Source organism: Synechococcus sp. L2F (assembly GCF_024345695.1).
Taxonomy (GTDB): domain Bacteria; phylum Cyanobacteriota; class Cyanobacteriia; order PCC-6307; family Cyanobiaceae; genus MW101C3.
Map to the genome: position 1 here is coordinate 1 of NZ_JAGQBP010000009.1, position 23,554 is coordinate 23,554.

General features: G+C 65.4%; 28 protein-coding genes and 2 tRNA genes. 18 read left to right on the forward strand and 12 right to left on the reverse strand.

Annotated features, from left to right (window positions below; all coding sequences use genetic code 11):
• Positions 1-790 precede the first annotated feature (790 nt).
• Both petD and petB read right to left on the reverse strand, forming a co-directional pair.
• Entirely contained in the window at positions 791-1,273 is a 483-nt protein-coding gene (petD, locus tag KBZ19_RS14760) for a cytochrome b6-f complex subunit IV (RefSeq protein ID WP_094514044.1), read from the reverse strand.
• A 59-nt stretch (positions 1,274-1,332) separates the two neighbouring features.
• Complete coding sequence (petB, locus tag KBZ19_RS14765) at positions 1,333-2,007, reverse strand: cytochrome b6 (protein ID WP_094514048.1); 675 nt, start codon at positions 2,005-2,007, stop codon at positions 1,333-1,335.
• 69 nt (positions 2,008-2,076) lie between these two features.
• On the opposite strand from petB, the gene ctpZ reads away from it, so the two are divergent.
• From ctpZ to minC, 3 genes are read left to right on the forward strand one after another with little or no spacing between them, the layout of a single operon-like run.
• Complete coding sequence (gene ctpZ / locus KBZ19_RS14770) at positions 2,077-3,285, forward strand: carboxyl-terminal processing protease CtpZ (RefSeq protein ID WP_399220436.1); 1,209 nt, start codon at positions 2,077-2,079, stop codon at positions 3,283-3,285.
• Positions 3,286-4,554: an HD domain-containing protein gene (locus KBZ19_RS14775; protein WP_255101479.1), complete on the forward strand. Its 1,269-nt coding sequence runs from the start codon at positions 3,286-3,288 to the stop codon at positions 4,552-4,554.
• A 23-nt stretch (positions 4,555-4,577) separates the two neighbouring features.
• On the forward strand, positions 4,578-5,300 hold the full coding sequence (gene minC / locus KBZ19_RS14780) for a septum site-determining protein MinC (RefSeq protein ID WP_255101480.1): 723 nt from the start codon (positions 4,578-4,580) through the stop codon (positions 5,298-5,300).
• Between the two features lie 53 nt (positions 5,301-5,353).
• On the opposite strand, the gene KBZ19_RS14785 is transcribed toward minC, so the two are convergent.
• From KBZ19_RS14785 to KBZ19_RS14795, 3 genes are read right to left on the reverse strand one after another with little or no spacing between them, the layout of a single operon-like run.
• Positions 5,354-5,935, reverse strand: coding sequence for a chromate transporter (locus KBZ19_RS14785; protein ID WP_255101481.1), 582 nt, complete (start codon positions 5,933-5,935; stop codon positions 5,354-5,356).
• Between the two features lie 14 nt (positions 5,936-5,949).
• Positions 5,950-6,552 carry a chromate transporter gene (locus tag KBZ19_RS14790; RefSeq protein ID WP_233133097.1) on the reverse strand — a complete coding sequence of 201 codons (603 nt, stop codon included), beginning with the start codon at positions 6,550-6,552 and terminating at the stop codon, positions 5,950-5,952.
• Entirely contained in the window at positions 6,552-7,550 is a 999-nt protein-coding gene (locus tag KBZ19_RS14795; protein WP_094514059.1) for a phospholipase D-like domain-containing protein, read from the reverse strand. Before KBZ19_RS14795 ends, KBZ19_RS14790 begins: the two co-directional genes overlap by 1 nt.
• 122 nt (positions 7,551-7,672) lie before the next feature.
• On the opposite strand from KBZ19_RS14795, the gene minD reads away from it, so the two are divergent.
• From minD to KBZ19_RS14815, 4 genes are all read left to right on the forward strand, one after another.
• The gene (gene minD, locus KBZ19_RS14800) at positions 7,673-8,491 is read left to right on the forward strand and encodes a septum site-determining protein MinD (RefSeq protein WP_094514061.1); all 819 of its coding nucleotides are present in this window, start codon (positions 7,673-7,675) and stop codon (positions 8,489-8,491) included.
• A gap of 6 nt (positions 8,492-8,497) precedes the next feature.
• Positions 8,498-8,803 (forward strand): cell division topological specificity factor MinE, encoded by a 306-nt coding sequence (minE, locus tag KBZ19_RS14805; RefSeq protein ID WP_094514062.1) that lies wholly within the window; start codon positions 8,498-8,500, stop codon positions 8,801-8,803.
• Between the two features lie 102 nt (positions 8,804-8,905).
• Positions 8,906-9,151, forward strand: a complete 246-nt coding sequence (locus KBZ19_RS14810) for a response regulator transcription factor (RefSeq protein ID WP_255101485.1) — start codon at positions 8,906-8,908, stop codon at positions 9,149-9,151.
• Positions 9,152-9,162: 11 nt separating this feature from the next.
• A tRNA-Thr gene (locus KBZ19_RS14815) sits at positions 9,163-9,234 on the forward strand.
• 194 nt (positions 9,235-9,428) lie between these two features.
• Here KBZ19_RS14815 and KBZ19_RS14820 read toward each other — a convergent pair.
• From KBZ19_RS14820 to KBZ19_RS14840, 5 genes are all read right to left on the reverse strand, one after another.
• Positions 9,429-9,587, reverse strand: coding sequence for a hypothetical protein (locus KBZ19_RS14820; protein ID WP_198948317.1), 159 nt, complete (start codon positions 9,585-9,587; stop codon positions 9,429-9,431).
• A gap of 7 nt (positions 9,588-9,594) precedes the next feature.
• A complete protein-coding gene (locus tag KBZ19_RS14825) occupies positions 9,595-10,224 on the reverse strand; it encodes an L-threonylcarbamoyladenylate synthase (protein ID WP_255101487.1) in 630 nt (209 codons plus the stop codon).
• On the reverse strand, positions 10,224-11,141 hold the full coding sequence (prmC, locus tag KBZ19_RS14830; protein ID WP_255101489.1) for a peptide chain release factor N(5)-glutamine methyltransferase: 918 nt from the start codon (positions 11,139-11,141) through the stop codon (positions 10,224-10,226). The genes KBZ19_RS14825 and prmC overlap by 1 nt, the downstream gene beginning before the upstream one ends.
• Before the next feature lie 64 nt (positions 11,142-11,205).
• Positions 11,206-12,324, reverse strand: coding sequence for a DNA-processing protein DprA (locus tag KBZ19_RS14835; protein ID WP_255101491.1), 1,119 nt, complete (start codon positions 12,322-12,324; stop codon positions 11,206-11,208).
• A 164-nt stretch (positions 12,325-12,488) separates the two neighbouring features.
• Positions 12,489-12,917: an acyl-CoA thioesterase gene (locus KBZ19_RS14840; protein WP_369803095.1), complete on the reverse strand. Its 429-nt coding sequence runs from the start codon at positions 12,915-12,917 to the stop codon at positions 12,489-12,491.
• Positions 12,918-13,033: 116 nt separating this feature from the next.
• On the opposite strand from KBZ19_RS14840, the gene KBZ19_RS14845 reads away from it, so the two are divergent.
• Positions 13,034-13,885: a universal stress protein gene (locus KBZ19_RS14845; protein WP_255101492.1), complete on the forward strand. Its 852-nt coding sequence runs from the start codon at positions 13,034-13,036 to the stop codon at positions 13,883-13,885.
• 344 nt (positions 13,886-14,229) lie between these two features.
• Here KBZ19_RS14845 and psbM read toward each other — a convergent pair whose 3' ends face one another.
• The gene (gene psbM / locus KBZ19_RS14850) at positions 14,230-14,337 is read right to left on the reverse strand and encodes a photosystem II reaction center protein PsbM (protein WP_094514076.1); all 108 of its coding nucleotides are present in this window, start codon (positions 14,335-14,337) and stop codon (positions 14,230-14,232) included.
• Positions 14,338-14,352: 15 nt separating this feature from the next.
• The gene (locus KBZ19_RS14855) at positions 14,353-14,838 is read right to left on the reverse strand and encodes a 2Fe-2S iron-sulfur cluster-binding protein (protein ID WP_255101493.1); all 486 of its coding nucleotides are present in this window, start codon (positions 14,836-14,838) and stop codon (positions 14,353-14,355) included.
• Positions 14,839-15,061: 223 nt separating this feature from the next.
• On the opposite strand from KBZ19_RS14855, the gene psbB reads away from it, so the two are divergent.
• The 10 genes from psbB to KBZ19_RS14905 all read left to right on the forward strand — a co-directional run bounded on the left by psbB (position 15,062) and on the right by KBZ19_RS14905 (position 23,395).
• Positions 15,062-16,621 carry a photosystem II chlorophyll-binding protein CP47 gene (gene psbB / locus KBZ19_RS14860; RefSeq protein WP_255101494.1) on the forward strand — a complete coding sequence of 520 codons (1,560 nt, stop codon included), beginning with the start codon at positions 15,062-15,064 and terminating at the stop codon, positions 16,619-16,621.
• Between the two features lie 24 nt (positions 16,622-16,645).
• Positions 16,646-16,741, forward strand: a complete 96-nt coding sequence (locus tag KBZ19_RS14865) for a photosystem II reaction center protein T (protein WP_006042122.1) — start codon at positions 16,646-16,648, stop codon at positions 16,739-16,741.
• 153 nt (positions 16,742-16,894) lie between these two features.
• Positions 16,895-17,398 (forward strand): transcriptional regulator NrdR, encoded by a 504-nt coding sequence (nrdR, locus tag KBZ19_RS14870; protein ID WP_094514082.1) that lies wholly within the window; start codon positions 16,895-16,897, stop codon positions 17,396-17,398.
• 98 nt (positions 17,399-17,496) lie between these two features.
• A complete protein-coding gene (locus KBZ19_RS14875) occupies positions 17,497-18,558 on the forward strand; it encodes a 30S ribosomal protein S1 (protein WP_094514084.1) in 1,062 nt (353 codons plus the stop codon).
• A gap of 27 nt (positions 18,559-18,585) precedes the next feature.
• Positions 18,586-19,374 (forward strand): HAD family hydrolase, encoded by a 789-nt coding sequence (locus tag KBZ19_RS14880; RefSeq protein ID WP_255101496.1) that lies wholly within the window; start codon positions 18,586-18,588, stop codon positions 19,372-19,374.
• 60 nt (positions 19,375-19,434) lie between these two features.
• A complete protein-coding gene (metK, locus tag KBZ19_RS14885) occupies positions 19,435-20,709 on the forward strand; it encodes a methionine adenosyltransferase (protein ID WP_255101497.1) in 1,275 nt (424 codons plus the stop codon).
• A gap of 15 nt (positions 20,710-20,724) precedes the next feature.
• Positions 20,725-22,014, forward strand: coding sequence for an FGGY-family carbohydrate kinase (locus tag KBZ19_RS14890; RefSeq protein ID WP_255101498.1), 1,290 nt, complete (start codon positions 20,725-20,727; stop codon positions 22,012-22,014).
• 207 nt (positions 22,015-22,221) lie between these two features.
• On the forward strand, positions 22,222-22,497 hold the full coding sequence (locus KBZ19_RS14895) for a DUF2470 domain-containing protein (RefSeq protein WP_255101499.1): 276 nt from the start codon (positions 22,222-22,224) through the stop codon (positions 22,495-22,497).
• Between the two features lie 166 nt (positions 22,498-22,663).
• On the forward strand, positions 22,664-23,290 hold the full coding sequence (locus KBZ19_RS14900; RefSeq protein ID WP_255101501.1) for a ComF family protein: 627 nt from the start codon (positions 22,664-22,666) through the stop codon (positions 23,288-23,290).
• A 32-nt stretch (positions 23,291-23,322) separates the two neighbouring features.
• Positions 23,323-23,395: transfer RNA gene (locus KBZ19_RS14905), tRNA-Phe, on the forward strand.
• The last annotated feature ends 159 nt before the right edge of the window (positions 23,396-23,554 follow it).

Genomic DNA, 23,554 nt, shown 5'->3' on the forward strand with positions numbered 1-23,554 from the left:
CAAGGCCTCCGCCCATGGCGCGAATCGTGCCAGCTGCTCGCTATTGCTCGCCGCAAGCACCGGAAAGTCTGTGCTCGCAAGGCTTTCGCCTGCTACTAGAGGGGTGGGACTGCGTTGCAGCCACTGCTCTCAACGAGCCTCAGGAGCCATTGCGAAACGGGCCGAACCGTCCACTGTGAACTTTTGTAACAGTCACGCGGCCCCCTGGCTCACGGTTGCGCTGGCCGCGCTCGAAGCCACGAGAGAAGACAGCAGGTGCCACAAAAAGGCAACGACTCCGCTCAGACCTCTCCAGCGCAGCCCCTCCTGGCAGAGCTGAGAGAAGCCCGGTTCGCACCAGAGGCCGAGCACAAGCTCTTCGGACGTAGCCGTTCCAAGCCCCATCGCATTCCAGCTTCCAATCCCCGCTCCGCTACTCCGCTTCTCACCACCCGGGGGCCGGCTTGCTGAACGCGACGGACGGATAAGGCCCAGAAGCCCGCAGCCATAGGGAGGGCCAGTGTGCTCAGGAAGGTGCGTTCAAAGCCGTGAGCAGCCTTAGCCTCAATCAGACCTCTGCCCCTGGGAGGCCTTCGAGCAGCAGAGTGTGGCTGTCGCTACAGACGCGCTACCGAGAGGCAAACCCATGTCTGCCCAGGCCAGAGCAAAACCGAGGCAACAGAGGCGATAGCAGTTGCTGGCCTGCCTCAAGAGAGATGAAGGCCCAGGACCTGCCAGCGGACCGTTCTCCCATAAAAAAAGCCGCGGCTGGTGCCGCGGCGGGGGAGTATTGGCTGAGCTCGGAAGAGGCTCAGAACAGACCTAGGGTGAGGGACTTGTCAATCGGCATGGCGGCACCGATGCCCAGGTAAATCGTGAAAGCAGTACCAAAAAGGAAGGCACCCATGGCCACAGGGCGGCGGAAAGGGTTCTGGAACTTGTTGAAGCTCTCAATAAAAGGAATGAGCATCAAGCCGAGGGGCACCATCGTTTGAAGAGCGATGCCGAGCAGCTTGTTGGGGACAACCCTCAGAATCTGGAAGACGGGATAGAGGTACCACTCGGGGAGAATTTCCAGAGGAGTGGCAAATGGATCGGCTTTGTCGCCCAGCATGGCTGGATCGAGGACAGCGAGCCCAACAACGCACGCAATGGTGCCAAGGATCACCACTGGGAAGATGTAGAGGAGATCGTTGGGCCAAGCGGGCTCGCCGTAGTAGTTGTGCCCCATGCCCTTGGCGAGCTTGGCGCGGAGCTTGGGATCGCTCAGATCAGGCTTCTTGAGGATGTGCATGGAGGGGACCTAGTGAGGGCGGCGGAAAGCAGAGAGCAGGGGCAAGAAACAGGCAGAGATCACAAGGGACCGGAAATGCCTTGCTTACGGATCATCAGGAAGTGCATGAGCATGAAGACCGCAAGCAGCCAGGGCATCACGAAGGTGTGAAGGCTGTAGAAGCGGGTAAGGGTGGACTGACCGACGCTTTCACCACCACGGAGCAGCTCAACCATGAAGTCGCCAACTACAGGGACGGCGGCAGGAACACCGGAAACAATCTTGACGGCCCAATAACCCACCTGATCCCAAGGGAGGGAATAGCCGGTGACCCCGAAAGAAACTGTGATGACAGCCATGGTGACGCCCGTGATCCAGGTGAGCTCACGGGGACGCTTGAAGCCGCCAGTGAGATACACGCGGAACACGTGAAGAATGAGCATCAGCACCATCATGCTGGCGCTCCAGCGATGCACGGAGCGGATCAGCCAACCGAAGCTGACATCCGTCATGAGGTACTGAACCGAGGCATACGCCTCAGCCACGGTGGGCTTGTAATAAAAGGTCATCGCGAAGCCGGTGGCAAACTGGATCAGAAAGCACACCAGGGTGATGCCGCCGAGGCAATAGAAAATGTTGACGTGGGGCGGCACGTATTTGGAGGAGATATCGTCTGCGATCGCCTGGATCTCCAGACGCTCCTCAAACCAGTCGTACACAGGGGACGACTTGGCAGCCGGAGACGAGTTCGCCATGCAGCAGGGGACGGTGGGTTGCGAGAGTCTACCGATTGCCGTGGACCGGTCGTGATTGCAGGCAGGCCTCTGAAACAGAGGGCATGGGCCTTGGTGTCGGCGGCCTCTTTGGCCCTGATTCTGCTGGGGTACCCGCCCCCCGTGCAGGCCCTCAACGACGCGCAGCAACTGGTGGTGGAGGCCTGGCGCCTCGTGAACCAGAGCTATGTGGACCCCGAGCGCTTCGAGGCTGTGCACTGGCGCCAGTTGCGCCAGCAGGCCCTTGAACAGAGGATCGAAAGCAGTGGTGAGGCCTACGACGCCATCTCCGCCATGCTGGCCCCGCTGGGTGACCCCTACACACGGTTCCTCAGCCCATCTGACTACGCCGCTCTTCGTTCAAGCACCAAGGGGAGCGTCAGCGGGGTGGGCCTGCAGCTTGGGACGGTGGGCAACGACCAGACCATCGTGGTGATTGCGCCCCTGGATGGCTCACCAGCTGCCGAGGCGGCCATCGGCACCGGCAGTGCGCTGCTTGAAGTGGAGGGGCAAAGCTGCGCCTCACTCGGTCTGGAGGCCACAGCGGCACGGCTGCGGGGGCCGGCTGGAAGCCGGGTTCAGCTGCTGGTGCGCTCACCCGAAGGCGTGGAACGGCAGCTGCTGCTGGAACGCAGAACCGTTGACCTGCAACCCGTGCGGCAGCGCGAGTTCAATGCGCAGGGCCACCGGCTTGGGTATCTGCGCATCAGCCAGTTCAGCGAGCAGGTGCCCGAACAGGTGCGCGACACCCTCACTGCCTTCGACAGCCATGGCGTGGAAGGGCTTGTGATGGACCTGCGCAACAACTCCGGCGGACTGGTGGATGCCGGAGTTGCCGTAGCCGGCGCCTTGCTGGATGGCCAGCGGATCGTGGAAACCCGCACCCGCAGCGGCCTGAGCGAAGAGAGGCAGGCCCCTCCCGGCCAACTGTTCCGCGGGCCGATGCTCACGCTGGTGAATGGCGGCACAGCCAGTGCCAGTGAGATCCTGGCCGGGGCTCTCCAGGACGATGGACGTTCGGAGCTGTTGGGTAGCCGCACCTTCGGGAAAGGGCTGATTCAGACACTGATCGGGCTGGGCGACGGCAGTGGCCTCACGGTGACCGTGGCCCGCTACGTGACCCCCAGCGGCCGCGACATCCAAAGCCTGGGCATCACCCCCGATCAGCCCCTGCCCAAGCCGGAACCGCTCAACCCCGGCGGAGAGGACGACACCTGGCTGGCGGAAGCGGCCGCGAAGCTCGCCGGGGAGTTGGCCTGAATGAAACGCACCCGCACGTATCACGATCCCCTGCATGGGGCCATTCGCCTCGACCGTGACAATCCAGCCGAAGCGCTGGCCATGGAACTGGTCGATACCGTGCCGTTTCAACGGCTGCGCCGCATCCGCCAGCTGGGGCCCGCCTTTCTGACTTTCCACGGAGCTGAATCCAGCCGCTTCACCCATTCCCTCGGGGTGCTCCATCTGGTCCGTCGCGCCCTGGCGGAACTCACTCCCCAGGCTCCCGATCTGCTCGAAGCCCAGGGCGTTCTGTATGCCGCGGCCTTGCTGCACGACGTGGGCCATGGCCCGCTCAGCCACTCGGGCGAGGAGATGTATGGGTTAAGGCACGAGCGCTGGTCGGCCCGGCTGGTGCGCGAGCACCCGGATCTGCGTGGCCCGATGGAGCAGTTCGCTCCCGGCACCGCCGAGGCTGTGGCCAGCCTGCTGGAAGAGGGCAGCCACCCGCATCCCTCGATCGCGGCGCTGGTGAGCAGCCAGCTCGACTGTGACCGCCTCGACTACCTGCTGCGGGACAGCCACAGCACCGGAACCTGCTTCGGACAGCTGGACCTCGACCGCCTGCTGGCCGCCCTGACCCTGGCCCCCGACCGCAGCCTTGCCATCCATCCCAAAGGCCTGATGGCAGTGGAGCACTACCTGGTGGTGCGCAATCTGATGCACCGCAGTGTGTACAACCACCGCCTCAACGTGGTCTGCAACTGGCTGCTGCGGCAGCTGATCCTGGCCGCCCGCGACGCTCGCCCCGATCAGGTGTTTGCCGATGCGGTGATGGCCCGCTGGCTGTGGGAACCGGCGGCGCTGGATGTCTCCACGTATCTGGCCAACGATGACGTACGCACCGGGTACCACCTGCTCCGCTGGGCCGAGGACGGACCTGAGCCCCTGAGGCAGCTGAGCGCTCGCCTGCTGGAGCGCAGGCTCTTGAAGGCCCTTGACGTGAGCGCCCTGCCAGCGCAGGGCCGGTTGGAGCTGCTGGCACTGGCCCAGCGCGACGCTGCCGCCGCCGGCCTCGACCCACGGGTGTGTTGCGGGCTCGATCAGCGCCAGAGCCGTGGGTATCACCCATACAAAGGTGGGCTGCGGCTATGGGACGGTCACACGCTCGAAGCGCTTGAGGAGCGATCGCCATTGGTGAGCAGCCTGGTCAAACCGGTGGAGCTGTGTTGGCTGATCCATCCGGCTGAGGTCAACGCGCAGCTGAGGCAAGCGCTCCGGCGATCGGCTGAATCGAGACCTCCTGGGTAAGTTGTCCTCCTTCGCCCGCACCGATGGCTGCCGTTCTGATTGCGGCTTCAGCGCCCGGCCTCGCCCATCAGATGCTGCTGCCGGCCTCCCCTGACGGAGCAGCCACTGCCTTTCAGAACGTGCGCCTCGCTCTGGGGCACAGACCACCGCAGGGGCCGGTGGTGCTGCAGAGCGGAACCTGGCAGCTGGATCTGCCGCAGCTGCGCGAGCTCCAGGGGTTGTTCCGCAGCCATGGCCTGAAGCTTTGCAGGGTGGAGGGGCGGTGCGAGGAAACGCTGGTGGCGGCGGCGGCGATCGGACTTGCCGTTGTCTCCAGCCGCAGCTCGGAAGAGGGGTCATGCGCGGCGGGGAACAGCGACAGCCAGGCGAGCGGCACCGTCGCAGGGCTGCCCGGCAGCGACGAACTCAGCCTGCATCGCGGCACACTGCGCGCCGGGGACCACGTGGAGGTGGGGGGATCGCTGCTGGTGCTGGGGGATGTGAACCCGGGCGCCCGTGTACGCGCCGCGGGTCATGTGCTCGTGTGGGGACGGCTGCGGGGCATTGCCCATGCGGGCTGCGAAGGGGATACGAACTCCAGGATCGTGGCCTTGCACCTGCGGCCTCTGCAGTTGCGGATCGCCGATGCCGTGGCCCGCGGGCCCGAAGATCAACCACCGCTGGGCTTCTGCGAGCAGGCCACACTGGTGGCAGGAAGCATTCGGATCGATCCGGCGGAACCGTTCTGGCCGGTGACGGAGGCCTGAAGATCGCTTGGCTGGCATGTGTTCGGCGACAGCACTGACGAACAGCAAGCTCATCAGCGGTTGATGATCCCCAGCCCGCCCAAAAGGCCCGCCACCCCCATGAACCACAGCGGCGAAAGGCGCGTGCGCAGCATGAGGAAGCACACCACAATCGAAACGAGATAACCCGGAACCCCGTGGTTGGCCGTGTTGAGGATCTTGAAGCCCACCACGAAGAGAATGCCCAGGGTGATCGGCCCAAGACCGCGCTCAAATGCCACCCGCCAGGGGGAATGCTCCAGGCGTTTCCAGCTGAGGCAGGCGACCACCATCAGCAGCGTGGATGGAATGAGAATGGCCAGCTCAGCGGCGTAGGCACTCACGAGCGCCATCCATGGCCCTTCCTTCCAGGCCGCCCCCATGCCCAGCAACCCCACAATCATTGAGCTGGGGCCCGGGGCCGCCTCCGCCAGCGCGTAGATATCCGAGAACTGGGAATCGGTGAGCCAGCAGAACTGCTCCACACTGATGTGGTGATACTCCGCCAGCAGGGTGTTGCCGCCTCCCAGCGAAAACAACGAAAGAGAAAGGAAGGTCCAGATCAGTTGAAGGAAGTCACCCAGCTGAGTGGTGGGAGGGGTCGCGCAGGAAAGCAAGACCAACGGCGAGCTCATGACGGCTCCTGGGCGCTGCTGCGGGGCCAGTACCAGACCATGGCCAGTGGACCCGCCACCAGCACCATCGGAATCAGCCGCACATGGAACACGGCCATCGCCACAAAGGTGAGCGCAGCCAGTAGCAGGGCAACCCGATCTCGCCAGTAGGTGTGCAGGATCTTGAAGCCCATCGACAGGGCCATGCCGGCCGCCGCTGCAACGACCCCGGCCAGCACCCGATCCACGGCCGGGATCTCATGCACCTGGAAATACACGAGGCCGAGCAGCATCAGCAGCGTGAATGGCACCACCAACATGCCGGCAAGAGCCACCAGCGCTCCGACGAGCCCGTGAAAACTGGCGCCGATGTAAACGGCCATGTTGATCTGGTTGGGCCCGGGGAACAGGCGCGCCACGGTGAGGCCGGTGAGGAAGTCCTGGTCGGACATCCAGCGGCGCTGCTCCACCACGATGCGCTGGCTCCAGGCCGAAAGGCCACCGCCAAAGGAGGAGAGCGCGACCTGCAGCATGCCGATGAACAGCTGACGGAGGCCGGGGGGTGGCGCCAGCCCGGCAGGGCACGGAATCGGGTGCGGTTCGGGAGCAGACGCAGGCATCAATCGTGCACGAAGTGGGGATCAGGGGGGAGTTCACCCAGTTCGTGCAGGCTTGGATTGAGCGGGTCGGGGGCGGCATAGGGGCTGGCCTGCTCCCAGTCGGCTGCGAACGTGGCCTTGAGCCGTTCCACCACGGCCGGGGCATCACACTCGATGCCCAACTCCCGGCGCAGATCGAAGGCGCTGCGGTCGATGTTCATGGATCCGGTCTGGGCGGCAATACCATCCATGAGGATCAGCTTGGCGTGCAGCTTGAGATGTTTCTGCCGCCGCACCTTCACACCGAAGCGTTGCATCACCCGCAGCGATGAGAAGGTGTCATAAATGTCCCAGTCACTGATGCCGTGCTTTCCTCCGCAGAGCACGCGCACCTTCACCCCCCTTTCGCGGGCCGAAATGATCCGATCGAGGATCACCGCATCCACGAACTTGGGATGCTGGATCCACAGCGTGTTGTTGGCAGCATCCACGATCCGCGCCATCTGGCCGCGGCTGTGCAGACTGCTCCACAGCAGGCCGACCGCCAGATCAGGGGAGAAGAAGGTGCGGTTCCAGTCAGCCTCGAAGCCAGCAATCACCTGCTCCACCACAGCTTTGGCACAGCTCACCACGCCATAGTCGCGGGTCTGGGTGAAGTACTTGTCACTCAGGTTGAAGGTGGCGATCAGGGCCTGCTCGCGGTCCACCACCATCGATTTCTCGTGGGTCACAGGGAAGGCTTCGCTCGTCCAGTTCACCTCCATGCCCCAGTCACACAGGCGCTGGTAGGCGGCATCGTTCCAACGATCGCCGCCGGAAGTGTGAGGATTGAGCATCACCCGCACCTGCACACCACGTTGATGGGCCCGCAGCAAGGCCGCTTCCACCGCTTCCGATTCCAGCTTGAACTGCTTCAGCAGCAGTTGCTCCCTGGCCCCTTCAATGAGCGCCACCACCGCTTCAGCGCCGTCGTCGGGCATGACCAGAAGCCTCTGGTGATGGGGGAGCGGATCCGGCATCGGACAGGTGACAGCACGTGCACCGTTTTACTGGGCTCAGGAGCGTCTCGCCCGCAGCAGCAACGGGTACGGAGGGTGCCGACCACAAGTGGACGTAACCTGCAGGCATCCCTGGCAGCGCCGTGACCTCCGCCTCGAGCCGCACGATCCTCATCTGCTCCGGCAAGGGGGGGGTCGGCAAGACCACCCTCACCGCCAACCTCGGCATCGCCCTGGCCAAACAAGGCGCCAGAACCGCCGTGTTGGATGCCGATTTCGGTCTGCGCAATCTGGATCTGCTGCTCGGCCTCGAAAACCGGATCGTCTACACGGCGCAGGAAGTGCTCGCGGAAACCTGCCGCCTGGAGCAGGCTCTGGTGAAGCACAAGCAGGAGCCGAATTTATCGCTGCTGCCCGCAGGCAACCCACGCATGCTCGAGTGGCTCACGCCCGACGACATGAAGAAGATCGTGGCCATGCTGGAGGAGCGCTTTGATTTCGTACTGATCGACTGCCCGGCCGGCATCGAGGACGGCTTCAAGAATGCGGCGGCCGCCTCCCGCGAAGCCCTGATCGTGACCACGCCGGAAGTGTCCGCGGTGCGGGACGCTGACCGGGTGATCGGCCTGCTGCAGACGCGGGAAATCCAGCCGGTGCAGCTGGTGCTGAACCGGGTGCGGCCAAAGATGATGGCCAATCAGGAGATGCTGGCCGTCGACGACGTGACCGACATCCTCGCCCTGCCGCTGGTGGGCCTGGTGCTGGAGGACGAGCAGGTGATCGTGTCGACCAACCGCGGCGAACCGCTCACCCTCAATGGCAGCCGCTCCCCCGCAGGCCAGGCCTACATGAACGTGGCCAGGCGCCTGCGGGGCGAGGACGTTCCACTGGTGGATCCCACCAAGAAAGCACCAGGGCTGAGGGCCAAGATCGGCCGCTTGATGCAAACCAAGATCTTCTGATCACCGATGACGCTCCGCGAACTCATCGACAAGCTGCTTGGACGTCAACCGGCCAGCGCTGCCACCGCCAAGCAGAGGCTGCAGTTGGTGCTGGCTCACGATCGCAGTGATCTGAATCCTGAATTGCTGGAGCAGATGCGCCGGGAAATCCTTGAAGTGGTGTCGCGCTACGTGGAAATCGATCTGGAGGAAGGCGATGTGAGCCTGGAAACCGAAGACCGCGTGACTGCTCTGGTGGCCAACCTGCCGATCAAGCGGGCCCGCCCCACACCGTTACCTCCACCGCCTGGCACGGCTGCCGCCTCCGCCTGAGCAAGCCAGCGGCTTCAGCCGCTGGCCATGGGCTACGCCGGAGTGAAGTGGGAACCAGGGCCAGCAACGAGGGCGAAGCTGCGGTTGCGTGGGAACCCTGGCATGAGCCCCACTTCAGCGATGGATCCCTTGCCTGCCACCAGCGAAGCCACACTGACTTCACCCGTGCTCACCCCTGCCGAGAGGCGCGTGCTGCACATGTTGAAAGATGGGAGAAGCAACAAAGGCATTGCCGCCGCCCTTACCTTGAGCCACCGCACCGTGGAAAGCCACGTGTCGCACTTGCTGGCAAAAACCGGCTGCAACAACCGGAGCCAGCTGCTGCTGTGGGCTCTGGGGGAGAGATAAGCTCAACGCGTGCCGGCTTAGCTCAGCGGTAGAGCAGCGCTTTTGTAAAGCGAAGGCCATCGGTTCAAATCCGTTAGCCGGCTTCTCTTTGCCCTCAAGCTCACGGCTGTTGCCTTCTGGCCAGCAGGTTCCGGCGGCGTGCCGGCCTTCCCGGTGCTGTGCAACAGCATTGCTCCTTGCCGCTTGATGCTGTTTTGCTCTATGCCCTGCAGGACGTCAGCGGCTCAGGAGGCAAGACAAGCAACACACGGGGAAGCCCCTCAGCAGACGCCGTCTTTCAGGAGCGCCGGCCCGCCAGCAACCAGCCGCCAGCGATCAGCGGCAGCCAGATCCAGCCGCTCAAGGAGAGGAGCGGCGTGAAGGCGCGCAGCACCGGCTCCAGGAGTGCGTCGAATCCCGTGAGCAGGAACACGATCAGCAGGATCAGCCAGAGCATGGCGGCATCATGGCGCGCCGTTGATGGGCATCACAGCCCCACGCCGCAGCACTTCCCAGCGATCGTCCGGATGCCAGCGAAGCACCGTGCTGGCCTGGCCCTCCATCGACGGCCATGGCAGCGGAGCCAGGATCGGCAACCCGCCGAACACCGCAGCCACCTCGACAGGGGTGCGGCAAGGCGGCTCCCCTGAGCGGTTGGCGCTTGTGGTGGCCAGAGGGCCGGTGCGCCGCAGCAGATCCAAAGCCGGGGCACAGGCTGGAATGCGCAGGCCCAGGGAGATTCCCTGCTTGGGCGCACTGGGCTGCAGGGCCTCAACGATCGGGCCGCTCGCCGGCAGCACGAGGGTGACCGCGCCTGGCCAGCAGCGCGCCGCCATCTCCAGCCAGGACGGCTGCAGAGGTTGGTGCAACGCCGCAAACAACAGCTCTGGATCTGCCCCCATGAGGATGAGCGGCTTGCCTTCAGGGCGCTGCTTGAGACGCCAGATCTGGGCGGCCACAAGTGGTTGGGTGGCCAGGGCGGGAAGGGTGTCGGTGGGAAACACCGCTGCTCCGCCACCGACCAGGTGCTGAGCCAGAGCCGCTGGCCCGAGGGTGAGCGGCAGAGAGGAACCAGGAGTAGGCAACGAATCCATCAGTGGGGAATGGGCGGACGCCGGCCCTGGGCAAAGCGGAAATGCCCTTCCAGATCCTTGTGGGCAACAACCGCTTCCAGCCCGGCCGCGCTGAGCAGAGCGCACACGGCGGAGGATTGGTCGTGGTGGTGCTCAAGCAGCAGCCAGCCCCCGGGGGCCAGTGCCTGGAGAGCTCCGGCGGCAATCAAGCGAACTGCATCAAGGCCATCGGCACCGCCATCGAGGGCGAGATGGGGTTCATGCCAGCGCACCACGGGATCGAGCTGGCTCACCTCGGCTGAGGGGATGTAGGGGGGATTGCTCACCACCAGATCGAGCTGCCCCCAGACGGCCTGCAGGGGGTCCCACCAGGACCCTTCCAGCTGTGCGACCCGGCCTTGGACGCGGGCGCGCTGGAGATTGTTGTGCGTGTGGTGAAGCGCCTCCGGGGAGCAATCCACTGCCCATCCCTGAGCCTCTGGGAAAGCCAGCGCCAGCGCCACTGCCAGGCAACCGGAACCGCAGCCAAGATCGGCCCAGCGGCGCGGCCAGCCGGGGGCGAGGGCGCCGGCAAGCTCCAAGGCCAGTTCCACCAGCCATTCGGTTTCCTGGCGGGGAATCAGGGCCCCGGGCCCCACAACAAGCTCCAGATCGCGCCAGGGGCATAAGCCCACCAGGTATTGAAGGGGGATGTGCTCGCTCAGATGACGGCGCCAGAGGCGCTCGATCTCGCCGAGGCTGCATCGCAGATCCACGCTGAGCTCAGGCTCAAGCCGCAGGCGATGGCGGCAGCGGCCATCCACTCCGCCGGCGAGATCCAGCAGCCAATCGAAATCTGCGGCAACTCCGCCGAGGCGAAGTTGTTCGCGGCGCCAAGGCCAGAGTTCCTTGCCGCTGAGCCGAATCGGCCCTGGGGAGCCTGTGGATGGGGTTTCCACGGGGGAGAACGCCTGTGGCGAGGCTGGAACTGCGATGGGAATGCGTTTGGCCGATGCGGAAAGGCTAAGCAAAGCTGCCGTGGGCGGGCCGCCAGTACAGCCCAGGCTCGGCGCTGATCAGCCCCGCCAACTCCAGATCCAGAAGCAGGCTGGAGAGATGCGCTGGTGGCTCTCCAAGAGACTGGCAAAGGTGCTCAAGCGAGGCCCCGCTGCCCAGTGCGGCGAGCAGATTCCGCTGCACAAACGTCAGTGCCCCCACCCGGCAAGATGGCAAGCCCGTGGCTCCCTCAGCGGAGCTCTGCGCCTGCAACAGCGGGCCGGGGCCCAGCTGGTGCACAAGATCCCCAGGCTGCAGCAACGGTGTGGCACCTTGCAGCAGCAAGCGGTTGCTGCCCTGGGCAGACACCTTGGCCGCATCGGCCGGCACCACCCAGAGCGGCAGACCCTGCTCCCAGGCCAGCGCCGCGGAATGGAGAGCGCCACTTTTGAAGGGGCACTCGATCACTACCACCGCCTTTGCTAGGGCCACCTGCAGGCGGTTGCGGGCGGCAAAATGGCCACGCTGAACCGAGGCGCCCGGGGGTTGCTCGGTGATCAGCAGCCCCCGGGCGGCCACAAACTGCTGAAGGGGCCCGTGATGGCGGGGATAAGCCCGCCTTAGCGGCGTGCCGAGCACCGCCACTGGCTTGCCATCCTGAGCCAGACACCCTCGATGGGCGGCGGCATCGATGCCATCGGCGAGGCCGCTCACCACAGGCCAGCCTGCCGCGGCAAGGGCAGCACCCACCGCCTCCGCCATCGCCAGACCGTGCAGGGAGGGGTTGCGGGTGCCCACCACAGCCACTGCCTCACGACGGCGCAGCACCGGCCATAAGGCGCCCTGCCCCTGCCAGTAGATCGCCAGGGGTGGCCGTTCCAGGGCAGTGAACGCCCGCGGATTGGCGGGATCCCCGGGAAGCAGCACCCGGCGCATCGCCGCCGGCGCCGGCTTGCCGGCGGCGACCGGATCGGCGCCGTGCCGCTGCCGATAGGCCTCCACAGCGGCCCGCAACCCTGCACCCAACCCCTGCACAGCGGCAAGATCCGCGGCCGGCGCCTTCCAGGCCTCTTCCAGAGAGCCGAACCGCTGCTCCAGCCCCTCCAGCCGCCGGATTCCCAGACCCGGGCAGCCAGCCCATAGCAACCACCACCGCCGACGCCGCTCTGGCCATGGCAGCCCCATCTCAGACGTGGGATTGCCAGAAACGAAGCCCTTGGGCCATGGGCTTCGCACAGCGCCAGAGCCCCGAGGAAAGCTGACGGCAACAAGCTCTCCCATTCCGCCGACAAAAGTTCAGTACACTTGTACTATGGCATGGCGGTCCGAGGGCCCCGCCGCAGGGCTGCAAGCGCCTCCGCCAGATCGGCGGGCGGTTGGCGTCGCAGCCGCCGCTGTGGAACGCCCCCGGCCGGATGGGGCCTGGATTCCACCAGCACAAGCTCCACCCGCGCGGTGGCAGCCACATGCCCTTCCATGCCCACGAACCTGCTGCACCAGGGCAGTCGCAGCCCCTGCGCATCACCCACCATGCTCTCGATGTCCACGCAGTCGCCGTGCTGGAGCGGGCGGCGGTAGTCGATGGTGAGCGAAACCACCGGCAGCTCAAGGCCCCGGTCGGAGAGCACCCGGTAGGGCAAGCCCACCGCTGCCAGCGCCTCCACCCGCGCCTCCTCCAACCAGCGGAGGTAGGCCCCGTGCCACATCACCCCTGCGTGATCCGTGTGCTGAGGCAACACGCGCCGGGTCAGACGCCAGGGCCAGGTCGGATCACGATCGTCCATTACGACCTCGACAGGGCGGAGCTGCTGGCCCCGGAGGCGGCCATAGGCTGATTTTGAACCGTGACGCCCCCGTGTTTCGCAACCTTCTGATCGCCGATTCCGGCAAAGGTCATGTGGAGGAAATGGTGCGCATGCTGCGCGACCTCCCGGCCTTCCGGCAGGCACGGCTCAACCTGCTCCATGTGGTGCCCGAGCAGTCGGGGGAAACCGTGCAGGAGCACTGGCAGCGTGCCGGCGGGTTGATGGCGGAGGCCGTTCAACGCCTGGGCCTCAATCCCACCGATGTGAACACGATCATCCGTCAGGGGGATGCCAAGCAGACTGTGCTGAAGGTGGCCGATGAGCTGGATGCCGACCTGATCGTGATGGGGTCGCGCGGCCTTGGACGGCTGCAGTCGATCCTGGGCAACAGCTCGAGCCAATACGTCTTCCAGCTGTCCACGCGGCCCATGCTGCTGGTCCGCGACGACCTTTACGTCCGGCATGTCAACAGGGTGATGGTGACCATCGATGGCACCGGCGTGGGCGATGACGCCCTCAAGATCGCCTGTGAGCTGGTGAAGGAGATTCCCGGGGACACGCTCACCGGTGTGCACGTGAGCCGCCAGCAACTGGCTCCCAGCCGAGGCGGAAAAACCCCGGCAGACGAGGTGCTGGAGAAGGCCAAGCAGCGCGCGCGCAGCTTTGGCGTGGAGCTCAAGGGGGTGCACCGCGATGGCAACGATGTGGGCCGGGAAGTGTGCGCAGCAGCCAAGGAGATCGAGGCCGATCTGCTGGTGATTGCCTCTCAGGATCGTCGCCCGCTGGTGGCCAAGGCACTGGTGGACATCGATCGGCTGCTTGGGACCTCGGTAAGCGACTTCATCCGGGTGCACGCTCCCGCGCCGGTGCTGCTGGTGCGCGAACCCGAACGCCGCGCCTGAATCCGAAAGCTCTGGCCCGTTTCAGCCGGAGCCTGTGGTGCAGTTGTCAGGGAATGGCGTAAAGGCAGTTGCGTGGAGGCAGCTGGCTTCACGGCCTGAAGAACGACCACCTGACTGGATCTCTAGCAAGCAGAACCAACGGCCAGCTCTGGGGAAAACCATTCCTGCGGCAAAAGGCGTGAGCAAACCACTGGGTTGCGCTCATGCGTTGCGCTCACCTTGCCCGAAAGCTGTGAGCGGAGGGAGCGATGCAGGGGGACGAAAAAACGGGTTTCTCTCTGCCAGAAAATCACCCCAGGGCAAACCTGAGGTTGCTCTGGGGTGAAAAAGCGCCAGCTGCGGGCTCAGCCTTGCTGGCGGCTGTTGGTCTGGATGTAGAGGATGATCAGGAAAATGGCCGGGACCAGCACGAACAACAGGCTGGCCACGAAACCGAGATCGTTGGTTTCCATCAAGGCATGGAGGACTCAGCGGACCGTATCACCATTGCCAGACGCTTCAGGAAGCCCTTCACCCGTCGTTGCGGTCGTGGAGCCCTCGTCCTCGTCGTCCAACGGCGCTTCGACCACGGGCCAGCTGGTGGGGCCCTCCGGCAGCGGCTGCTGATGGGCCTCCGCAAGCAGCCGGTCACCGTCCGGCAAGGCGACCTGGGGGCGGGTCACCACGATCAGCGAGCGCTGCACCAGCGCCTGGCAAGCCAGGCGCCAGTTCCCAGGACGCTTGAGCAGCTTCCGCTCCTCCACAGCGGTGCGTGGGGAGAGGGCGGCCGCAGACGTTGCCGGCTCCTCAACCGCCACAAAACAGGTGATGCACTGGCCGCAGCCGCCGCAATTGCCCAATTTCCCCTTCAGGCCATAGATCTCCACCCCTTCGCGCAGGGCCACCTCCCGCAGGTTTTCGCCGGGATAACAGCTGACATCACGGCCTTCACGAACAAAGCGGATCACGGGCATGGAGGAACGGCTCAAACCACGCCATTGTGCTCCCAAGGTTGCGAAATGTAACTGCACAATCGCGACAGGGCCAGACCCCGTATCACGGCTCGTTTCAGCTCCCTTGGTGGCCTCTCCGCAACGGAAGGAAACCCTTACGATCGCCAGCACGGAACGATCCATCTGATCGTCCGCTGCTCGGGTCACACCCTTGCAGCCGTTTGTTTCCCCGGACCTAACCCCCATGGGATTGCCCTGGTATCGGGTGCACACGGTCGTGATCAACGACCCGGGCCGCCTTCTGGCCGTGCACCTCATGCACACCGCTCTTGTTGCCGGCTGGGCCGGCTCCATGGCGCTTTACGAGCTCGCCATCTTCGATCCCTCCGACCCGGTGCTCAACCCCATGTGGCGCCAGGGCATGTTTGTGATGCCCTTCATGGCCCGCCTCGGGGTCACAGGCAGCTGGGGAGGCTGGAGCATCACCGGTGAAACCGGTGTCGACCCTGGCTTCTGGAGCTTCGAAGGCGTAGCCGCCGCTCACATCATTTTCAGTGGCCTGCTGTTCCTTGCCGCCATCTGGCACTGGACCTACTGGGATCTTGAGATCTGGCAGGACCCTCGCACCGGCGAGCCCGCCCTGGATCTGCCCAAGATCTTCGGCATCCACCTCCTGCTGGCCGGCCTCGGTTGCTTCGGCTTCGGAGCCTTTCACCTCACAGGCGTCTTCGGCCCAGGAATGTGGGTATCCGATGCCTACGGCCTCACCGGGCACCTTGAGCCCGTTCAGCCCTCATGGGGGCCCGAAGGATTCAACCCCTTCAACCCCGGTGGAATTGTGGCTCACCACATCGCCGCCGGCATCGTTGGGATCATCGCCGGCATCTTCCACATCACCACGCGCCCCCCGGAGCGTCTTTACAAGGCTCTGCGGATGGGCAACATCGAAACGGTGCTCGCCAGCGCGATCGCAGCCGTTTTCTTTGCAGCCTTCATCGTGGCTGGCACGATGTGGTACGGCTCTGCGGCCACCCCAGTCGAGTTGTTCGGTCCCACCCGCTACCAGTGGGATCAGGGCTACTTCAAAACCGAGATCAACCGGCGCGTGGCCACGGCCATGGAGGCCGGAGCCAGCAAGAAGGAGGCTTACGCCTCCATCCCTGAGAAGCTTGCCTTCTTTGACTACGTCGGCAACAGTCCTGCCAAGGGAGGTCTGTTCCGCGTCGGCCCGATGGTGAACGGTGACGGCCTGCCCACCAGCTGGCTGGGTCATATCAGCTTCACCGACAAAGAAGGGCGCGATCTCCAGGTTCGCCGTCTGCCCAACTTCTTCGAGAACTTCCCCGTGGTCCTTGAAGACAGCGCAGGCATTGTGCGGGCTGACATCCCCTTCCGCCGCGCCGAAGCGAAGTACTCCTTCGAGCAGACCGGCGTCACCGCCACCGTCTACGGCGGTGCTCTCGACGGTCAGACCTTCACGGACCCTGCAGACGTGAAGCGCCTGGCACGCAAGGCCCAGCTGGGTGAAGCCTTCGAATTCGATCGCGACACCTATCACTCCGATGGCACCTTCCGCAGCTCCCCGCGCGGCTGGTTCACCTTCGGGCACGCCACCTTCGCGCTGCTCTTCTTCTTCGGCCACATCTGGCACGGGGCTCGCACCCTCTACCGCGATGTGTTCGCAGGCATCGATCCTGATCTTGGCGAGCAGGTCGAATTCGGCCTCTTCCAGAAACTCGGTGACCGCTCCACCCGTCGGATCCCCGAGGGCTTCGTGCCCCCGGCCGGCAGCACGCTCAGCTGATCGTCCCTTCGCCCGAGAACCTCGATGGAGAGCTTCGCCTACATCCTGATCCTGACCCTGGCGATCGCCACCCTGTTCTTCGCCATCGCCTTCCGCGATCCCCCGAAGATCGGCAAGTGATCCCTGTCCAGCTCTGCCCCCGCCCCGGCGGGGGCTTTTTCATGCCGACGGGCCGGAGAGAGGGGGGGGGGGGGAAACCTGAGGGCGAGAACCCTTTTCATTGAATGAATGTCTGCTTACAATTGATAAGCGCAACTTGCGGCGAAAAAAGGGATGCAATGTCCCTCCTGCCAACACACCGACAGCCGGGTCCTCGAATCCCGATCCGCAGATGGAGGCAGGAGTGTGCGCCGTCGCAGAGAGTGCCTCAACTGCGAAGCCCGCTTCACCACCTACGAGAGGGTTGAAACGGTTCCGGTCACCGTGGTGAAGCGCAACGGCCAGCGGGAGCTGTTCAGCCGCGAGAAGCTGCTGCACGGCCTGATCCGCGCTTGCGAAAAAACCGGCCTGGAGCCAGCCCGGTTGGAAACCGTGATCGACGAGATCGAGCTGCAGCTCCAGCAACGCGGCGGTCGTGAGGTCAGCAGTGCCGAGATCGGCGAGCTCGTGCTCCAGCAGCTCGGCGAGATGAGTGAAGTGGCCTACGTGCGCTTCGCCTCGGTGTACCGCCAGTTCCAGGGGATCAGCGATTTCGTTTCCGCCCTCGAAGGGCTGAGCCGGCGTCCCGCCAAGCGCCGCAACGACGGATCCAGCCCGGCACTGGCCATCTTGAACTGACGGTCGCGCCGATTCGTATAGTCGGAGATTGGGTTTGCGCTGTCGGCGGGCAGCCAGGCCGAACCTTCGCTCTGCCACAGGCAGACCGCCACTCCTTCATGACCGTGACCCCTTCCGACATCAGCAGCGCCGAGGCCGACCTCGAACTCATCGACACCATCGCCGCTGATCTGGACCTCGACATTCCGGAAGAGGTTCCCACCGCTGACGACCCCTCGAGCCGGGCTGCAAGCCGCGACGCCGATGGGGCCGGTTTCACCCTGGAGGAGTTCGCCTCTCTTCTCAGCAAGTACGACTACAACTTCAAACCCGGCGACGTGGTGAACGGCACTGTGTTCGCCATGGAGCCAAAGGGCGCCATGATCGACATCGGCGCCAAGACGGCTGCCTTCATGCCTCTCCAGGAGGTCTCGATCAACCGCGTCGAGAACCTCAGCGACGTGCTGGAGCCCGGTGAGGTTCGCGAATTCTTCATCCTCAGCGAGGAGAACGAAGACGGCCAGCTCACCCTCTCCATCCGCCGCATTGAGTACCAGCGGGCCTGGGAGCGCGTGCGTCAGCTCCAGAAGGAAGACGCCACGATCTACAGCGAAGTGTTTGCCACCAACCGTGGCGGTGCCCTGGTGCGGGTGGAAGGCCTGCGTGGCTTCATCCCCGGCAGCCACATCAGCACCCGCAAGCCGAAGGAAGATCTCGTCGCCGACTTCCTGCCCCTGAAGTTCCTGGAGGTGGACGAAGAGCGGAACCGTCTGGTGCTCAGCCATCGCCGCGCCCTGGTGGAACGCAAGATGAACCGCCTCGAGGTCGGCGAAGTGGTGATCGGCACCGTGCGTGGCATCAAGCCCTACGGCGCCTTCATCGACATCGGCGGCGTCAGCGGCCTGCTGCACATCTCCGAGATCAGCCACGAGCACATCGAAACACCCCACACGGTGCTCAATGTCAACGATCAGATGAAGGTGATGATCATCGACCTCGATGCAGAACGTGGTCGGATCTCCCTCTCCACCAAGGCGCTCGAACCCGAACCCGGCGACATGCTCACCGATCCCCAGAAGGTGTTCGACAAGGCCGAGGAGATGGCCGCCCGCTACAAGCAGATGTTGCTGGAACAGGCGGAAGAGAGTGAGCCGATGGGCGTCACCCTCGACCTCGACTGATCCACGCCTCTCCCCCCGGGTGCATCCATGGCCGTCCTGGCCCTGCGCGGTGAACCGATTGGCCAGTTGGAGGCCGTTCTGTTCGACAAGGACGGAACCCTCAGCCATAGCGAGCCATTGCTGACCAGGCTGGCCCGCACCCGCATCGATCTCTGCGAGGCACGGGTGGCGCCTGAGCGCCGCCTTGAGCTGCGTGAACTGCTGGAGCGGGCTTATGGGCTCACGGGCGATCGTCTCCACCCTGCCGGAACCACTGCGGTGGCCAGCCGCAGCCACAACCTCATCTCCACCGCCACGGTGTTCTGCCTGGTGGGACTGGGCTGGCCGGAAGCCCTCCGCCACAGCGAGGAGGTGTTCTTTTGCACCGATGCTGCGCCGGGGGAGGATCAGGCCGCTGCTGTGGCTTTGCCTACCCAGGGCCTGGAGCGGCTGCTGGCTGAGCTCGACACTGCGGGCGTGGTGATCGGGGTGATCAGCAACGATCAACCCACAGGTATCGAGCGCTTTCTGAGGGCCCATCAACTTCAGCACCACATTCGTGGCATCTGGAGTGCCGATCACAAGCCCGCCAAGCCCGACCCGGGCGCCGTGCATGGGTTCTGCAGGCAGCTCGGTGTGGAACCTGCGGCCTGCGCCCTGATCGGCGACGCCGACAGCGATCTATCCATGGCTGAGGCCGCAGGAGTTGCCGTGGCCTTGGGGTATCTCTCCGGCTGGCTCACACCACCGGCGCTCAACGCCCGCTACCCCCGCATCCACCATTGGTCGGAGCTCACTGTGCTGGAGGCACCGGGCACCAACGGATCCGCTACCTGAGTACGAACCCCTGAGGATTCAGGGAATAGGCTCACCCCTCTAGATCCCTTTTCCACCGGCATGGCGCGATACGTCTTCACGTCCGAATCGGTCACCGAAGGGCATCCCGACAAGATCTGCGACCAGATCAGCGACGCGGTGCTCGATGCCCTGCTCAGCTCCGACCCCACCAGCCGTGTGGCCTGTGAAACGGTTGTCAACACCGGGCTCTGCCTGGTGACGGGGGAGGTCACCACCAACGCGAAGGTGGATTTCACCAGCCTGGTGCGAGGGGTGATCGAACGGATCGGCTACAGCGGAGCGCGGGCCGGCGGCTTCGACGCCCACAGCTGCGCCGTTCTGATCGCTCTCGATCAGCAATCTCCCGACATCGCCCAGGGAGTCAATGAAGCCGATGACCACGATGGCGACCCGCTCGATCTGGTGGGTGCCGGCGACCAGGGAATCATGTTCGGCTTCGCCTGCGATGAAACGCCGGAGCTGATGCCGCTGCCGATCAGCCTGGCGCATCGCCTCTCCAGGCGCCTCGCCATGGTGCGCCACGAGGGGACGCTTCCTTACCTGCTTCCCGATGGCAAGACCCAGGTGAGTGTGGTGTACGAGCATGGCCGCCCCGTGGCCATCGACACCCTGCTGATCTCGACCCAGCACCTGGCGGAGATCACCTTTGCCGATGGCGCGGTGGTGAGCGACGAAACCACCCTGCGCGAGCGCATCGCCGACGACCTGTGGACGCACGTGGTGGAGCCGGCCACTGCCGATCTCTACATCCGCCCGTCCCGCAGCAGCACCCGCTTCCTGGTCAACCCCACCGGGAAATTCGTGGTGGGCGGGCCGCAGGGGGATGCCGGACTCACCGGCCGCAAGATCATCGTGGATACATATGGCGGCTCTGCCCGCCATGGCGGCGGTGCCTTCTCCGGCAAGGACCCCACCAAGGTGGACCGCTCCGCGGCCTATGCCGCCCGCTTCGCGGCCAAAAGCCTCGTGGCGGCAGGGCTTGCCCGCCGCGTGGAAGTGCAGCTGAGCTACGCGATCGGTGTGGCCCGCCCGGTGAGCATCCTGGTGGAGAGCTTCGGCTCAGGCCTGCTCGGCGATGAGGCACTCACCGCCCTGGTGCAGGAGCATTTCGACCTGCGGCCCGGGGCGATCATCGACGTCTTCGGGTTGCGCACCCTTCCCCAGGAGCGCGGTGGTCGTTTCTATCAGGACGTGGCGGCCTACGGCCACTTCGGCCGCAGCGACCTCAACCTCCCCTGGGAGAACGTTGACGCCATGGCGGCCAAGCTGAGGCAGGCCACGGCCGATCGCATTCCAGCCGGAAGCGCCGCCTGACTGGAGGTCTCCGCCATGTCCGGGGCGGGACCGCAAGCCCCGTTCTGCCTGGGGATTGACCTGGGCACCAGCGGCCTGCGCCTTGCCCTCGTCGATGCGGCAGGACTGCCGGTGGCTGGAGGCGAGCGGGCCTTGCCCTACCCACAGCCGTTTGAACAGCCCGGCGGTTGGCGCTCCGGACTGATGGCCCTGGTTCAATCCCTGCCGGCAGCCTGGCGGCAGCAGGTGGCGGCCCTCAGTGTGGATGGCACCTCCGGCACCCTGCTGGCCTGCCGCCCCGATGGTGAACCACTGGGGGAGGCGCTGTCCTATGCGCTGGCCTGCCCTGAGCAAGCCGCCAGCCTGGTCGCACTGGTGCAGCCCGGATCACCGGCCCGCAGCAGCTCCGGCAGCCTGGCGAGGGCGCTGCGGCTTCTGGAGGTCCACGACGCGCTGCAGGAACCAGTCCTTCTGCTCCGCCATCAGGCCGACTGGGTAATGGGCTGGCTGCTGGGGAACTGGCGCTGGGGGGAGGAAGGCAACAATCTCAAGCTCGGCTGGCAGCTGGAACCAGGCCTCTGGGCGGGCGCCATCGGCGAGCAGCACTGGTCGGGCGCGCTGCCGGAGATTGTGGCCAGTGGCACCGCTCTGGGCCCGTTGCATGCCCCAGCGGCCGCCGCACTGGGTCTGCCGCCTGGCTGCCTGGTGATCGCAGGCACCACCGACGCCAACGCGGCCGTGCTGGCGGCGGCACCACGGGATCACGAAGGGGTTGCCGTGCTGGGGAGCACGTTGGTGCTGAAGCAGTTCGTGGCGCACCCGATCCAGGCGGCCGGGGTGAGCTGCCATCGCGTGGCTGGGCGCTGGCTGGTGGGAGGAGCCTCAAATGCGGGCGGCGTGGTGCTGAGGCGCTTCTTCACCGATCAGCAATTGCGGCAGCTGAGCCGTCAGATCGACACACGCCGCCCCAGCGGGCTGGATCTGCTGCCGCTGCCGTCGGCGGGTGAACGTTTCCCGGTTGACGATCCCACCCTGGAGCCGGTGCTGGAGCCCCGGCCGGTCAGCGATGTGCGGTACCTGCAGGCCCTGCTGGAGGGCCTCAGCCGTATCGAGGCACAGGGCTGGCGGAAGCTTCAGGAGCTCGGCGCGCCGGCCGTGCAGCAGGTGGTGACGCTGGGGGGTGGGGCCCGCAACCCCCAGTGGTGTCAGCTGCGTGAGCAGCTGTTGGGAGTCCCGGTGCGCTGCCGACCGGGTGTGAGCTGCGCTTTCGGCTCAGCCTTGCTGGCCCAGCGAGGCTGGCGGCAATGGCTGGCTGGCCGAGGATGATGGCCATGGAACCGTCTGCCTGCCTGCGATGAACGAACGACTGCGCACCGTCATCTCCATGGGGCTGTTCGTTGTTCTGGCGGGCTATGTGGCCTTCAGCGGCGTGCGGCTGGGGCTGCTTCTCTGGCAACGCTTCGGGGCCGGCTAGAGGCGCAGGGGCGAGCAGGGCAGCCAGAATCGCGCTTCGTCCCACTCCTTTGCGCGTCGATGCCCGCCGATCCCCTCACCCCAGCCGTCAGCGCACGCATCTGCGCCCACATGAACAACGACCACGCCGAGGCCGTACTGGCCTACGCCCGTCACTACGGCGGAGTGGCAGACGCCCAGGCGGCCCACATGCTTCAGGTGCTGCCGGAAGCCATGGAGCTCGACGTGGATGGCGCCACCATCTCCGTACCCTTCGATCACCCGCTCACGGACAGTGAGGACGCTCACCGGACCCTCGTCGCCATGCTGCGGGCCATGCCCTCACAGCCGGGCTGAGCGGCGTCTGAGCCGCAGGGATCACAATGGCGCCGGTTGGGAAGGCTGAGGAGACACGGCAGGTGGGAGTCCTGCCACTCCCCGCCCACACGCCATGTTCCGGTCGTTTTTGAGCGGCTGCTGTGAGCTGCTCACCATCTCGGTCTGCCCACGCTGCCGCCAACCGTTGCCCAGCCGAGAGCAGGCGAGGCTTCTGTGCCTGCCGTGTCAGGAGCACCTGGAGTTCACCGGCATCGGGCTGCAAGGAACCGAGCCGCTGCCCTGGTGGAGCCTGGGCGCCTATGACGGCGCCTTCCGCCGCGAGCTGCTGGGACTGCGCAAGCGCCCTGATCCGGCCATGATTTCCGCCCTGGCGCGCAGCCTGGGCGCCACCCTGCCGGACGCACTCTGCCGTGACGGGCTGCTGGTGGCAGTGCCGAGCTGGAAGCGCCGGGCGAATCCCCTGCCGGAACAGATCTGCGCCGGACTCCCCCTGCCGGAGGCCGCGCTGCTGCGCCGCCGCCACGCCACCCTCGGGCAGCACCACCTCAATCGCCAGCTGAGGGAGCGCAACCAAGCTGGCTCGTTCTGCCTCAGTGCCGAAGGCGAGCGGTTGGCCGAGCAAGGCCTGCGCGCCTGCGGCGACTTGCCGGCCCCCACCTGGAGGAAGCAGCAGGTGCTGCTGGTGGACGACATCCTCACCACCGGCGCGACGGCGCAAGCCGCCGCTTTGGCCCTGGGACAGGGGGGATTCCAGGTGGCGGGGCTGCTCTGTCTGGCCCGCACGCCAGCAAGAAGGCGCCACGCGCCGTGATCTAAGATCCGGGAGCGCTGCGGCCGCAGCCTGCCGGGATAGCTCAGTTGGTAGAGCAGGCGACTGAAAATCGCCGTGTCCCCAGTTCAAATCTGGGTCCTGGCATCCACCATTTCTGGCCTACAGCCTTTGCGTGCCGCGATTTTCGGGCACCGTGCGCTGTGTAGTTCTGCCTGGCTTCGTGCTCAGCCGCTGAAACTCCGGGTCGATTCCGGCATCGGCGGCGGTCACCAGGCCGGGGCTTGCCAAAACTTCCATTGCCCT